The sequence below is a fragment of the Sphingobium sp. AS12 genome (assembly GCF_019097845.1).
In the GTDB taxonomy this organism is placed as follows: domain Bacteria; phylum Pseudomonadota; class Alphaproteobacteria; order Sphingomonadales; family Sphingomonadaceae; genus Sphingobium.
This window is the reverse complement of the sequence record NZ_JAHRGM010000024.1, coordinates 83,364-96,671: the sequence shown is the minus strand read 5'-3', so window position 1 is coordinate 96,671 and position 13,308 is coordinate 83,364. Positions and strand designations below refer to the sequence as shown.

Below are 13,308 nucleotides of genomic sequence, written 5' to 3'. Positions count from 1 at the left end.
GCTGGCAAGATAGGCCGTTGCTTGGGATATGTCTCTAGCGACGAAAATTGTCGGCTGCGGCACTGGCCAGACGGTCGGCGCGTTCATTTTCAGGGTGTCCGGCATGGCCCTTGACCCATTTCCACGTCACCTGATGCGGGGCGGCGGCTTTCAATAGCGCCTGCCAGATTTCGACATTCTTGACCGGCTTGTTGTCTGCGGTGCGCCAGCCCTTCTTCTGCCAGCCGAACACCCATTTGGTGATGCCGTCCATGACATATTTGCTGTCGGTGTGGAGCGTCACGCGGCAGGGTTTCTTGAGCGCATTGAGCGCCTCGACCGCCGCCATCATCTCCATGCGGTTGTTGGTGGTCAGGGCTTCGCCGCCCGACATTTCCTTTTCCGTATCACCAAAACGCAGCACAGCGCCCCAGCCGCCAGGGCCGGGGTTGCCCTTGCACGCGCCGTCGGTGAAAATATCGACTGTGGGGGTTTCGGTCATTATTAGCCTTGCACTGCCAGTCGGTTTCTCGACTTCGCTCGAAACGAACGGATGTTGGAGTTAGGCGCCCAGCAGGTCCGCCGGATTGGCGCTGGCGTAGAAATCGAGGCGGCGCAGATAGGCGAGCGGGTCCTTGCGGGTCACCAGCGCGTCAGGCGGCGTGTTGATCCAATCATAGGCGCGGGTCAGCAGGAAGCGCAGCGCCGCGCCCCGGCACAATATCGGGAAGGCGGCGCGTTCCGCGTCAGTCAGGCCATGGGCGGCGTCATAACCTGCGCCCAGCGCTGCCGCGCGATCGGCAAAGAAGGTCGCGCCGTCATGGCTGAATACCCAGGCGCTGTGGGTGATGGCGAGGTCATAGGCCCGAATGTCGGTGCAGCTGAAATAAAAGTCGATGAGGCCCGTAACCTTTTCGCCCAGCATCAGCACATTGTCGGGAAACAGATCGGCATGGATGACGCTGCGGGGCAGATCGGCGGGCCAATGGGCATCGAGAAAGGCGAGTTCGTCGCGGACGCGGACGGCAAGGCCCGGCGCAATCTGGTCGAAATCCTCGCCGCATTTGTCCGCCAGATCATGCCAGCCTGCAAGGTCCAGCGTATTGCGCCGTTCAAGCGGGAAGCCTTCCGCCGCGCGATGCAGCTCGCCCAGCGCCGCGCCAGTCGCGCGGGCTTGTTCAGGCGTTGGTTCAGTGAGCGAAATGCCGGTCAGAAATTCAATGAGGCAGGCGGGGCGGCCCGACAGCGTCTGGAGCCGCTGGCCGTTCCGGTCGGCGATGAAGCGTGGGACGAGACAGCCGCGCGCGCCCAGATGGTCGAGCAGGTCCATAAAGAAGGGCAGGTCGGCCTCATCCACACGCTTTTCATAGAGGGTCAGGATATAGCGGTGGCCGGAACCATCATGGCCGGTGGTTTCGAGCAGATAATTGCTATTCTCCACCCCTTCGGCAATGCCCTTGGCCGACACGAGGCGGCCTGCGTCATAGCGGGTGAGGAAGGCATCAATCTCTTCGGCGGGAACATGGGTATAGACGGCCATGACTTATGCCGTCTCCAGCCCGCGCGGCAGCTTGAAGGCGATGGTTTCCCGCGCGGTTTCGACCTGCTCCTCGGTCACGGTGAAGCGGGTGGCGATGGCTTCGACCACTTCGCGCACCAGTATTTCGGGCGCGGAAGCGCCAGCGGTGAGGCCGAGCGTCGTGACGCCTTCGAGCCAGGCAAAGTCGATCTCGTCGGCACGCTGGATCAGGCGGGCGGGGGTGCCTTCGCGTTCGGCCACTTCGACCAGCCGCAGCGAATTGGAACTGTTGGGCGCGCCGATGACATAGAGCGCGTCGCAGCGCGGGGCGATCGCCTTCACTGACGTCTGGCGGTTGGAGGTGGCGTAGCAGATATCCTCCCCCTTTGGCGCGACGATCGCAGGGAAGCGCTCTTGTAGGGTGGCGACGATCGCGGCGGTGTCATCGACCGACAGGGTGGTCTGGGTCAGGAAGGCGAGATTGGCGGGATCGGCCGGGGTGAAGGCCTGCGCATCCTCGACAGTCTCGATCAGGGTCATGGTGCCGTCCGGTACCTGACCGAAGGTGCCGATGACTTCGGGATGCCCCTTATGCCCGATGAACAATATGTGGCGGCCATCCTTGACCTGCCGTTCGGCCTGACGATGAACCTTGCTGACCAGCGGGCAGGTGGCGTCGAGATAGGAAAGGCCGCGTTCTTCCGCCTTCGCAGGCACCGCCTTGGGTACGCCATGGGCGGAAAAGACGACCGGCACGCCGTCCGGCACCTGGTCCAGTTCCTCGACAAAGATCGCGCCCTTGGCCTTCAGGCTGTCCACGACATATTTGTTATGGACGATTTCATGGCGGACATAGACCGGCGCGCCATAGGTTTCGATCGCCCGTTCGACGATGATGATGGCGCGGTCGACCCCGGCGCAGAAACCGCGCGGTGCGGCGATCAAAAGGGTCATGGGCGGGCGGGCGGCGGCGCTGTCGGTCATGGCTTTGCGCTTAGGCGAATGTGGGCCGGGAGGAAAGCCGCTTCCTTGCGGTTGCGCGAGCGGCGGGGGATGGATAAGGAAGCGCAAAGCTTCTGGCCGACGGGCCATGCCAAGGAATTTCTGCCTGTGCCAAGGAATATCAGCCTGTCTCATACTGCCCCGTCTCGCGCCGTTCTGGCCCGGATCGTTACGACCGGCATGGTGGCGCTGGCCCTGGCGGGTTGTTCGCGCCGGGGTGAAATCGACGCGACCGGCGGCATTGTCGCGGTGCGCTCCGCTTGCCCTACGGCGGCTGTGCCTGCCTATACGGGCGACATCACCCTGTTCAATCCGGCGCAGAGCCGTGACGCAGCGGCGATCGATGTGGTGGCGGACATCACCAATTTGCGGTCGACCTGCACCGATGGTGCGCAATTCTACACCGAGGCCAGCTTCACCGTAAATGCCCGGCGCAGCGACGCCAGCGTGGCGCGGCAGGTGACCTTGCCCTATTTCTCCGCCGTGGTGCGCGGCGGCAATGCCGTGGTCGCCAAGCGGGTCGGCCAGGTCACGCTGAACTTTGCCGCAGGCGAATATCGCGCCAGTGCGCAGGCGAAGGCCGGTTCCTATGTGGACAAGGCGTCGGCATCGCTGCCCGCCGACATTCAGGCCAAGATTACGCAAAAGCGCAAGGCAGGCGACGCGGATGCCGCGATCGATCCCTTCGCCCAGCCCGACGTCAAGGCGGCACTGCAGCGAACCAGCTTCGAGTTGCTCGTGGGGTTCAACCTGACCCAGGACCAGCTCAAATATAACGCCACGCGCTAACGGCTCTACCGGATTTACCTTTCTCCGTTCGTGCTGAGTAGGGACTGAGCGAAGCCGAAGGCCCATATCGAAGCATCACACGCTGCGCTTGATCCTTCGATACGCCATTTCGACTTCGCTCAATGGCTACTCAGGACGAACGGTATATTTGTGATGCAGGATATAATCTGATGTCCCTCTATACCCGTTTCACCGCCCATCTCGACACTGTGCTGGACATATTGGAGGCCGATGGCGTCCTGCCGACAGGTCTCAATCGCAAGCCGGTGACGGTCGAGCCGCCGCGCGATGCGTCCCATGGCGATTTGGCGACCAACGCGGCGATGGTGCTGGCCAAGCCTGCGGGGACGAACCCGCGCGCGCTGGCCGAGGCGATCGTGGAAAAGCTGGAGGGGTTGACCGAGGTGGCGAGTGCGTCGATCGCCGGGCCGGGCTTCATCAACCTGACGCTGACCGATGTGACATGGCGTTCGGAACTCGCTGTGCTGGCGGAAGAAGGCGATGATTATGGCCGATCCGACATCGGGCAGGGCGTGACCGTCAATGTCGAATATGTGTCCGCCAATCCGACCGGTCCGATGCATATGGGCCATTGCCGGGGCGCTGTAGTGGGCGATGCGCTTGCGACCCTGCTGGAATATGCCGGGCATAAGGTGATCCGCGAATATTATATCAATGATGCGGGTGGGCAGGTGGACGTCCTCGCCCGGTCGGCGCATCTGCGCTATCGCGAGGCGCTGGGTGAAGCGATCACGATCCCCGAAGGTCTTTATCCCGGCGACTATTTGGTCTTGGTCGGTGAGGCCTTGATGCATGACTTTGGCGACACCTATAAAGACAAGCCAGAATCAGAATGGCTTGGGCTTTTTCGTAAGCGTGCCGTCGAATATATGATGATCCTTATCCGTGAGGATTTGGGGAAACTGGGAATCAAGCACGACGTATTTTCGTCCGAAGCCGAATTGCAGGCGGCGGGCAAGCCGGACGAGGCCGAAGCCTGGCTGCGCGCGCATGACCTGGTCTATGACGGCGTGCTGGAAGCGCCCAAGGGCGAATTGCCTGATGACTGGGAGCCGGTCGTGCTGCCGCTGTTCCGGTCGACCAAGTTCGGCGACGATCAGGACCGGCCGATCAAGAAGTCGAACGGAAGCTGGACCTATTTCGGTGCCGACATGGCATACCATTATCAGAAGGCCCAGAGCGCGGACCAGTTGATCGATATTTGGGGCGCGGACCATGCCGGCACGGTCAAGCGCATCCAGGCGGCGGTTGCCGCGCTGACGGAGGGCAAGGCGCGCTTCGACGTCAAGCTCATCCAGATGGTGCGGCTGCTGCGCGATGGCGAGCCGGTGAAAATGTCCAAGCGGGCGGGCAATTTCGTGACGCTGGCCGATGTCGTGCAGGAAGTGGGCAAGGATGTCGTCCGCTTCACCATGCTGACGCGCAAGGCCGACGCGCAGATGGATTTCGACTTCGCCAAGGTGGTGGAGGCGTCGAAGGACAATCCGGTATTCTATGTCCAATATGCCCATGCGCGCATTTCCTCGCTGGGGCGGCGGGCGGAAGAGGCGGGGATCGTGCTGCCAGCGCCGGACCTGTCCCTGCTTGGGACAGCGGAGCTTGGGCTGATCAAGCTGGCGGCGCAGTTCCCGCGCGTGGTCGAAGGGGCGGCGCTGACCCGCGAACCGCACAGAATTGCATTTTATCTTAACGACTTGGCTTCGGCTTTTCATGGCTGGTGGAATATGGGCAATGACGATCCGCGCGCGCGCGTGATTCTGGCCGACGATCCGGCGCTCACGTCGTCGCGGCTTTTCCTGAGCCGTGGAATAGGGCAGATTATACGCAATGGCCTTGCGCTCATGGGCGTGGCGGCATTGACTGAGCTGAACTAGAGCGGGCGGAGTTTCGGACGATGGGCGATTATGCACGGGGCCGGCTGGATTTTGACGATGAGGACCGGCTGCCTTGGCTGGAGCCTGCGGTCGATGACGAGGATGAAAATGGCATCTCGCCGCTGCGTCTGCTGTGCCTGATCCTGCTGGGCCTTGCGCTGATTGGCGTCGTCGTGGCGGGCATATGGTGGGTGCAGAATCGCAATGGTCCGGGCGCAGCGGGCGAGGGCCAGCTGATCGCGGCGCCTGCCGACAATTACAAGATCGCTGCCAATGAAGCCGACGCCAAGAAGTTCGATGGCGAAGGCGACGCGAGCTTCGCGGCAAGCGAGGGCGTGCTGCGCGACGGGCGGATCGATGCCAGCCGCGTGCCGGAAGCGCCGATCACCAAGTCCGCACCTGCGCCCACGGGGACCAAGCCTGTCGTCCCGGCCAAGCCCGCACAGAGCGTGAGCGCCCGTGTCGCTGACGAAACCAGGGATCGCGCAGCGGTCGCGCCCAAGGCGGCACCGGGCGGCGCTTTGATCCAGCTGGGTGCCTATGGCAGCGCGGCCGGCGCCAAGGACGCCTGGACCCGTCTGTCCAAGCGCTTTGCCTATCTCGCGCCGCTCACCATGGTCGTCGAGCCGGCAGAAGTGGGCGGCAGCACCGTCTATCGCCTGCGGGCGAGTGCGGGCGGGCAGGCCAGCCTGATCTGCGGCAAGCTGAAGGTCGCGGGCGAAAGCTGCATGGTGGTCAACTGAGCCTTCGCCCTGCGATGGACATAGGCGTCATGCTGCCCGAAAGAGGGGCATGACCGAACGGAAACTGACCCGCGCCACGATCGCGGCGGCGGCACTGGATGTGCTGAACGAGCAGGGGCTGGACCAGCTGAGCCTGCGCAAGGTCGCGGCACGTCTCGATGTCAAAGCGCCCTCGCTCTACTGGCACGTCGCGGACAAGAATATGCTGCTGGCGCTTCTGGCCGAAAGCATCTTCACCGATTGCCTGACCAAAATCCCGGCTTGTACCGACTGGCGCGACTGGTTGCGCGGGTTCGGCATGGCGTTGTGGCAGGCGCAGAATGCGACACGCGACGCGGGACGGCTGATCCTGGGTGCGGGACAGCCGATCGAAGTGCTGGAAGCGATGCAGGATGCGATCGCCACACCACTGATTGCGCTGGGACTGGCGCCGGAGCGGGCAATCATGATGCAGGCGTCGGTGCAGGCGCTGGTCACGGGCTGGACCACCTTCGCACAGGGACCGAATGCGGCCTATCTGCAATCCCGGCTGCCGATTGACACGGCCTTTGCGGCGGGGCTGGACGCGCTCATTCATGGCCTTGATCGCACTCCCTAACGATGTTAGACTAACACTGTTAGTTTATCTGGGTCGGCATTGATCGCGACACGCGGCGATGCGGGCCTTTGTCAGGGAGAGATGTCATGTATCCGTTTCGGGAAGGGTCTTTTGCCGTCCGCAATGGCTGGTATGTTGCCGCGTTTCGTAACGAACTGGGCCGCGATCTGCTGGCACGCACGGTCCTGAACCAGCCGGTCGTCCTCTATCGCAAGGAAGACGGCGAGGCGGTTGCGGTTGGCGGGCGCTGTCCGCACCGGCATTTTCCCTTGGGCAAAAGCTGCCTGACAGGTGATACGATCGTCTGTGGCTATCATGGTATCGCCTTTGGCGCGGATGGCAAATGCGTCGATATTCCGTCGCAGGACGTCGTTCCGCACGCCTACAAGATCCCGACCTATCCATTGGTCGAACATGGGCTGTGGGCGTGGATATGGATGGGAGACGCGGACAAGGCCGACGTCGCGCTGCTGCCGGACCTGGAGGAGATTGGCGTGACCGCGACGGGCATGACGGCGCGGCCATTTTATGTGCAGGAGGTGCAGGGGCGCTACCAGTTGCTCAACGACAATCTGCTCGATCTGTCGCACCTTGCCTTCCTCCACGCCAGCAGCATTGGCACGGTGGAGAATGCGCGGGCACCCGAAGAGCTGGTCAAGCGCCCCGGATTTCTGAGTTGCCGCCGATATATCCGCAATGCCGAAGCGCCGGCGGTGATGGCGGCGAGCGGGCGCTATGCGGGCAAGATCGATCGGGTGACGGGGATGGATTTCTACCTGCCGGGCTTTCATGCGGGGATTGGCGATATGGCCTATCCGCAGAACCACCCCGAACATGCCGGCGAAACGATTGTGACCAGCCGGGTCTATCATGCCGTCACGCCCGCGACGCCGCACAGTTGCATCTATTTCTTCGCCATGGCGTCGGAGGATGTGGAGGGCATGGATTTCATGTTCGATTATCTGAGGCCCGTGCTGGAGGAGGACAAGTTCGCCACTGAAGAGATTGAGAAGATGCTGGCGATCGTCGGTGAGAATCCTGACGAACTGCTGATCAAGACCGATCGCAACGCAGTAGAGGGGCGGCGCATGTTGCAGGCGATGATGGATGCGGAAAGGTCGGCGGCGGCTGCGCCAGCCTGATCGCCGCTCGTCAATTCGCCTTCGACAGGGGCGGGACTTGGCGCTACCATCTTCCGCATGAAACCCGTCATCTTCGGCCTGTCTGGCGCAACACTGACCCCTGACGAACGCGCGTTTTTCGTCGACGCACAACCTGCCGGATACATATTGTTTCGGCGCAATATTGTCGATCGGGCGCAGTTGCATGCGCTGACCGACGATTTGCGGGCGCTGCATGGCCGCGACGACCTGCTGATCATGATCGATCAGGAGGGTGGCCGGGTGGCGCGGATGCAGGCACCGGTCTGGCCGACCTTTCCGGCTGGGGCGCTGTTCGACCGGCTCTATGATGTCGCGCCGTCGAGCGCGATCGCGGCGGCCCGCGCCAATGCCCGCGCCATTGCGCTCACGCTGGCGGAGGTCGGCATTACGGTCGATGCGCTGCCGCTGCTGGACGTGCGGCAGGAAGGGGCGAGCGACATCATGGGCGACCGCACATTGGGCGCGGAGCCGATGCGGGTCGCTGCGCTGGGGCGGGCGACGCTGGAAGGGCTGGCCGATGGCGGGGTGGTCGGCATCGTCAAGCATATGCCGGGCCATGGCCGCGCGCTGGTCGACAGCCATCTGGAACTGCCGGTGGTGCGCGCGGACGCGGACGCGCTGGCAAGCGATCTGCAACCGTTCGAGCGGCTACGCGACGCGCCGATGGGGATGACCGCGCATGTCGTTTACACTGCCTGGGATGCGGAGCGCCCCGCCAGCCTGTCCCCGACGGTGATCGAGGAGATTATCCGCGGGCGAATCGGCTTTGACGGGCTGTTGATGTCGGACGATCTGGACATGAAGGCGTTGCAGGGCAGCATTCCCGATCTGGCGGCGGGCGTGGTGGCGGCGGGGTGCGATCTGGCGCTCAATTGCTGGGGGCGGATGCACGATATGGTGGGCATTGCCGAGAAGCTGCCGGAGATGGGGGATGCGGGACGTGCGCGGCTCGACCGGGCAATGGCGTCAGTAGTGCGCGGCGGGGATCAGCCGGAGCTGGGCGAGTTGTTGACGATGCGGGACAGTCTGCTGGGGTTGGTGGCGGCTTGAGGGGCGAACTCGAAAATTCCTCCCATAGGGGGGGGATTATTGCGCATGACGTTCGGTTATCCCTCCAACGTCATGCTGAATTTATTTCAGCATCCATTTCTCGTCACAAGCAACTGTGTGAGCTGGAAAGATTCATATGTCATAATCCGGGCCCATGGGGGAGGGTCTAGACGTGGACGACCTGTTCATTGCCCCCGCCATCCCCAGCCCCGACACGCTGACCGTCAGCTTCGACGCATGGGAGGGACCGCTTGATCTGCTCTTGACGCTGGCGCGGTCGCAGAAGGTGGATTTGCGCGAGATTTCGATCCTGGCGCTGACTGAGCAATATCTGCAATTTATCGATGGCGCGCAGCAGTTGAAGCTGGAGCTGGCGGCGGATTATCTGGTGATGGCGGCGTGGCTGGCCTATCTCAAATCCGCCTTGCTGCTGCCGCGTCAGGAGCAGGCCGATCCCAGTCCCGAAGAAATGGCGTTGCGGCTGCAATTGCGGCTCCAGCGGCTGCACGCGATGCGCGACGCGGCGGCGCGGCTGATGGCGCGTGACCGGGTGGGGCGTGATGTGTTCGTGCGGCGCAAGCCCGAAGGGCTGCGGCTGGTGCGCAAGGCCAAGTGGCAGGCGAGCCTCTATGACCTGATCCAGTCCTATGGCCAGATTCGTGCGCGGACGCAGCCTGCCGTCCATGTCATCGCCGTGAGGCCGGTGATGACGCTGGACGAGGCGATCCAGCGAGTCGGCGCGCTGGTCGGCGCAGCGATCGACTGGACGCGGCTGGAGGCGTTTTTGCCCAAGGGGCTGGACAGCGCCAAGGCGAAGTCGGCGCTGGCGAGCAGTTTCGTTGCTGCGCTGGAACTGGCGCGGCAGGGGCGGCTGGAAATCCAGCAGGAGGGGATTTTCCACCCCATCTATCTGCGCGCCGGAGTGCCGGATTTGGAGGCGGAGTCATGAACGGGGAGCCGGACGATTATCTGCGCGCGGTGGAGGCGGCCCTGTTCGTGGCCGAAGCGCCGCTGACACCTGCCGAATTGCGGCTGCATGTCGGCGATGCGGGCGATCTGGCCGCGGCGCTCCGGCAACTGTCCGACGATTATGCCGGGCGCGGCATCAATCTGGTCGAGCGGGGCGGGCGCTGGCATTTTCAGACGGCGGCGGACCTGGCGCATATCTTGCGGCGCGAGAAGGACGAGGCGCGCAAATTGTCGCGCGCTGCGATGGAGACTTTAGCGATCATCGCCTATCATGAGCCGGTCAGCCGCGCCGAGATAGAGGCGATCCGCGGCGTGCAGGTGGCCAAGGGGACGCTGGACGTGTTGATGGAGTCGGGATGGGTGCGGCCAGCGGGGCGGCGCGAGGTGCCGGGGCGGCCGCTTATCTATGCAACGACCGTAGATTTTCTGTCACATTTCGGGCTTAGCAGCCGCCGTGACCTGCCCGGCATCGACGATCTGCGCGCGGCCGGGCTGCTCGATCCGGTCGATTTGGCGCTGGAGGGTCTGGGCGGGCAATCCGTTCTGGAAAATGACGATGATGTGGCCTAGATAGGTTGCCTTACAGGAGTATTTGAAATGGGTTCCTTCTCGCTGATGCACTGGGTGATCGTGCTCCTGGTCGTCATGCTGCTGTTCGGTGGCGGCCGGATTTCCGGCCTGATGGGTGACGTGGCCAAGGGTATCAAGAGCTTCAAGAAGGGCATGGCGGACGATGATGACGTCGCCACACCTGCCAAGCCCGCGACCCGGCTGGAGGGTCATCGCGTGCCCGAACAGGATGCGACCACAGCTACCGAAGAAAAGACCAAGGCCTGACGCTCAGGCGCCGGGTGGTAGGGTAGCCACGCATGTTTGGTATCGATTCGACCGAGTTTCTGCTGATCGTCATCGTTGCGGTGATCGTAATCGGGCCGAAGGATTTGCCGCGCGCACTCTATAAGGTGGGGCAGATCGTGGGCAAGGCGCAGGGCATGGCGCGGCACTTTCGCACGGGGCTGGACGCTATGGTGCGCGAGGTCGAGCTGGAGGAGCTGGAAAAGAAGTGGGCCGCGCAGAATAAGCGGATCATGGACGAGCATCCGCCAGAGGTGGCCGCGCCTGCGATGGAAGCGCTGCCTTCGCCTGAGGGCGACGCTGAGGCTGCGCCTGACGGGTCGCCGCCTTTTGTGGCGCAGTCGGCACCCGTGGCGTCGGCCAATGATGCGCCGCCCTATCTGGCCGGGGAAGCGGCGGCTGACGGCAAGAGCGGGTCAGCGGCATGATCGGCGATATCGACGAGAGCAAAGCGCCTTTGCTCGACCATCTGATCGAATTGCGCGGGCGGTTATTGAAATGCGTCTATGCGCTGGTGCTGACTGGCGCGATCTGTTTCTATTTTTCCGCCGAATTGTTCGCGATCCTGGTCCATCCGCTCAAAGAGGCCTTTGGCGATGGCGGCGGCAAGCTGGTCTATACCAAGCTGTACGAGGCCTTTTTCGTGCAAGTGAAGATCGCCTTTTTCGGCGCTTTCTGCCTGTCCTTCCCGATCATCGCCAACCAGCTATGGGCGTTCGTCGCGCCGGGCCTTTATGCCAAGGAAAAGAAGGCGCTGCTGCCCTTCATATTGGCGACGCCCTTCCTGTTCGGTCTGGGCGCGAGCCTGGCCTATTTCGTGGTGATGCCGACCGCCTTCCACTTCTTTCTGGAGTTTCAGGGTAATAGCAGCGGCTTGCAGGTCGAGGCTTTGCCGAGCGCAGACGCCTATCTGGGACTGGTGATGCAGTTCATATTGGCGTTTGGGATCAGTTTCCTGATGCCGGTGCTGCTGATGCTGCTCAACCGGGCCGGGTTCGTCAGCCGGGCGCAGTTGATTGGCCTGCGCCGTTACATGATCGTGGCGGCCTTCATCGTCGCGGCGGTGCTGACCCCGCCCGATGTCGTGTCGCAGCTGATGCTCGCGATTCCGCTGCTGCTGCTTTACGAAATCACGATCCTAGCGATCTGGTTTACCGACCGGCGGCAGGCAAAGATGCAGGAAGCCGAAGAGGCGTCGGCCTGAACAAAAAGCGGCCCGCCTTTTTGAGGGGCGGGCCGATGCTTGGGAGTCGGGTAGTCGTAAAGCAGAAAGCAATCAGTCCGCTGACTTCTCCACTGCCTTGCCAGCGCTCTGCACGTCGCGGCCTGCGCCTTCGACCGTGTTGCAGGCGGCGACCATCAGCGACCCGGTGAGCAGCAGGGCTGCGAGAATCTTTTTCGTCATCGAAACTCTCCTTGAGAAACGTGCGACCGCATGGGGTGAGCCATGCCAGTGACGGGATACAGAACCCGCCGCTGGCCCAAGCGTTCCGACCACGAAAAATTTAATGATTTCAAGAAGAAAAACGCCCCAAAAAATCTGAGCCCGGAACGCGTCGGGGGGGGGAGGCGTTCCGGGCTCATATTGTGTGGATAGCAAGAGCGGGGGGCAAAAGATTTGCTATCCGAAATAGAGAACCCACAATATCGCCATTCGGTTCCCGCGAATGCCCAAAAAAGTGCATTTTTAATCCCGCGCGATTCCAGATATTTGGGTGGTATCGCGGGGGTTAACCGCAAAAAAGTCGAGGCTCAGACGATCGGGCGGCCGCTGTTGCGATATTCCGGGCGGATGGTGGATTCCGGCAGGTTGTCGTCGCGATTGGCGGGGGCCGAGCGGGTCACGGGAGCGGTCCAGCCGGTCGATGGCAGGGTGGGAGCGGTGCTGCCGAAGGGTGCGACAAACGCCTCGACCGGGACAACCGGCTTGGCTGGCCAGACCCGGCGTGCCGGACCCGATATCGTTTCGCGCCCCAGATAGGCGGCGCGGAAGGCGGCGGGAGTGCCGTTGAAGCCGGGATTACGGTAGAAGATATGCGCGCCGATCACTGCGACCGGTTGCAGGCTGGACGACCAGTTGGGGCGCACCGCCAGCGTGTGATAATGGGTAGCGAGGCCTACGGGCGCATAGACGCGGCCCGCCAGCGCATCCTGCGCCACCCGGCGCGCGCGCACCCATTGGGCAGCGGCGGGCAGGCGCGCCATCGCGCCATCGCAGCTGAAGGTGAACTGGCATTTATAGTCGATGCGTTCCGACCCTTCATAGACGACGCCGCATACTGTGTTGGGCCAGAGCTGACTGCGCACGCGGTTGAGGACCACTTGCGCCACCGCGCGCTGACCATCGTCCGGCTCGTTCCCGGCCTCATAATAAATAGCCGACGTCAGGCAATTGAGCGCGCGATAGCTGTCGAGGCCGGTGATGCCGCGAAACACGGCAGCGGGCGCAGCCTTGACCTCGTCCAGCCCCATGACATGCTCGCTTTGGACCGTCAGCGCGCCGGGGACAGGATCGAAAGCGCCCTCTGCGAAGAAGAAGGCGGAGCCGGGGAAGTTGGCGGCGGCTTCCTCCGCCGGGTCGTCCTGGGCGTGATGGCCGTCGAGCATGTCGAGCGGCGCGGCGGTGATGAAGCGCGGCGCGACGAGCGCGGCAAGGACGAGAGCGATGATGGTGCTGTGTCCTTTCCATCCGATCGCCTGCATGTGAAGCCCTCATGTGCCGCGACCCGCTGTCGCCCATGCCGCC

At 63.1% G+C, this 13,308-nt stretch carries 16 protein-coding genes; 11 read left to right on the top strand and 5 right to left on the bottom strand.

Annotated elements, in window-relative coordinates; translation table 11 throughout:
* Nucleotides 1–34: 34 nt before the first annotated feature.
* Genes rnhA through ispH form a run of 3 tightly spaced genes read right to left on the bottom strand, consistent with a single transcriptional unit; the run spans nt 35 to nt 2,482 of the window.
* Nucleotides 35–481, bottom strand: coding sequence for a ribonuclease HI (gene rnhA, locus KRZ98_RS09330; protein ID WP_217673293.1), 447 nt, complete (start codon nt 479–481; stop codon nt 35–37).
* A 60-nt stretch (nt 482–541) separates the two neighbouring features.
* On the bottom strand, nt 542–1,519 hold the full coding sequence (gene thrB / locus KRZ98_RS09325; RefSeq protein WP_217673292.1) for a homoserine kinase: 978 nt from the start codon (nt 1,517–1,519) through the stop codon (nt 542–544).
* A 3-nt stretch (nt 1,520–1,522) separates the two neighbouring features.
* Nucleotides 1,523–2,482: a 4-hydroxy-3-methylbut-2-enyl diphosphate reductase gene (gene ispH, locus KRZ98_RS09320; protein ID WP_217673291.1), complete on the bottom strand. Its 960-nt coding sequence runs from the start codon at nt 2,480–2,482 to the stop codon at nt 1,523–1,525.
* 198 nt (nt 2,483–2,680) lie between these two features.
* Between ispH and KRZ98_RS09315 the strand changes: the two genes are divergently transcribed.
* The 11 genes from KRZ98_RS09315 to tatC all read left to right on the top strand — a co-directional run bounded on the left by KRZ98_RS09315 (nt 2,681) and on the right by tatC (nt 11,766).
* On the top strand, nt 2,681–3,289 hold the full coding sequence (locus KRZ98_RS09315; protein WP_217673677.1) for a hypothetical protein: 609 nt from the start codon (nt 2,681–2,683) through the stop codon (nt 3,287–3,289).
* 170 nt (nt 3,290–3,459) lie between these two features.
* Nucleotides 3,460–5,184 (top strand): arginine--tRNA ligase, encoded by a 1,725-nt coding sequence (gene argS, locus KRZ98_RS09310; RefSeq protein WP_217673290.1) that lies wholly within the window; start codon nt 3,460–3,462, stop codon nt 5,182–5,184.
* Between the two features lie 20 nt (nt 5,185–5,204).
* On the top strand, nt 5,205–5,927 hold the full coding sequence (locus tag KRZ98_RS09305; protein WP_217673289.1) for an SPOR domain-containing protein: 723 nt from the start codon (nt 5,205–5,207) through the stop codon (nt 5,925–5,927).
* Nucleotides 5,928–5,976: 49 nt separating this feature from the next.
* Nucleotides 5,977–6,525, top strand: coding sequence for a TetR family transcriptional regulator (locus tag KRZ98_RS09300; protein ID WP_217673288.1), 549 nt, complete (start codon nt 5,977–5,979; stop codon nt 6,523–6,525).
* A gap of 86 nt (nt 6,526–6,611) precedes the next feature.
* A complete protein-coding gene (locus KRZ98_RS09295; RefSeq protein ID WP_217673287.1) occupies nt 6,612–7,667 on the top strand; it encodes a Rieske 2Fe-2S domain-containing protein in 1,056 nt (351 codons plus the stop codon).
* Nucleotides 7,668–7,724: 57 nt separating this feature from the next.
* The gene (nagZ, locus tag KRZ98_RS09290; RefSeq protein WP_217673286.1) at nt 7,725–8,738 is read left to right on the top strand and encodes a beta-N-acetylhexosaminidase; all 1,014 of its coding nucleotides are present in this window, start codon (nt 7,725–7,727) and stop codon (nt 8,736–8,738) included.
* Between the two features lie 172 nt (nt 8,739–8,910).
* Nucleotides 8,911–9,687, top strand: coding sequence for a ScpA family protein (locus KRZ98_RS09285; protein WP_217673285.1), 777 nt, complete (start codon nt 8,911–8,913; stop codon nt 9,685–9,687).
* Complete coding sequence (gene scpB, locus KRZ98_RS09280; protein WP_217673284.1) at nt 9,684–10,277, top strand: SMC-Scp complex subunit ScpB; 594 nt, start codon at nt 9,684–9,686, stop codon at nt 10,275–10,277. Before KRZ98_RS09285 ends, scpB begins: the two co-directional genes overlap by 4 nt.
* A gap of 27 nt (nt 10,278–10,304) precedes the next feature.
* Nucleotides 10,305–10,544 carry a twin-arginine translocase TatA/TatE family subunit gene (locus tag KRZ98_RS09275; RefSeq protein WP_217673283.1) on the top strand — a complete coding sequence of 80 codons (240 nt, stop codon included), beginning with the start codon at nt 10,305–10,307 and terminating at the stop codon, nt 10,542–10,544.
* A gap of 32 nt (nt 10,545–10,576) precedes the next feature.
* Nucleotides 10,577–10,990 carry a Sec-independent protein translocase protein TatB gene (gene tatB, locus KRZ98_RS09270; protein ID WP_217673282.1) on the top strand — a complete coding sequence of 138 codons (414 nt, stop codon included), beginning with the start codon at nt 10,577–10,579 and terminating at the stop codon, nt 10,988–10,990.
* Nucleotides 10,987–11,766, top strand: coding sequence for a twin-arginine translocase subunit TatC (gene tatC, locus KRZ98_RS09265; protein WP_217673281.1), 780 nt, complete (start codon nt 10,987–10,989; stop codon nt 11,764–11,766). The genes tatB and tatC overlap by 4 nt, the downstream gene beginning before the upstream one ends.
* Before the next feature lie 72 nt (nt 11,767–11,838).
* On the opposite strand, the gene KRZ98_RS09260 is transcribed toward tatC, so the two are convergent.
* Together KRZ98_RS09260 and KRZ98_RS09255 are read right to left on the bottom strand one after the other, a co-directional pair.
* Nucleotides 11,839–11,967, bottom strand: a complete 129-nt coding sequence (locus tag KRZ98_RS09260) for an entericidin A/B family lipoprotein (RefSeq protein ID WP_217673280.1) — start codon at nt 11,965–11,967, stop codon at nt 11,839–11,841.
* A 347-nt stretch (nt 11,968–12,314) separates the two neighbouring features.
* Nucleotides 12,315–13,265, bottom strand: a complete 951-nt coding sequence (locus tag KRZ98_RS09255) for a cell wall hydrolase (protein WP_217673279.1) — start codon at nt 13,263–13,265, stop codon at nt 12,315–12,317.
* Between the last annotated feature and the right edge of the window lie 43 nt (nt 13,266–13,308).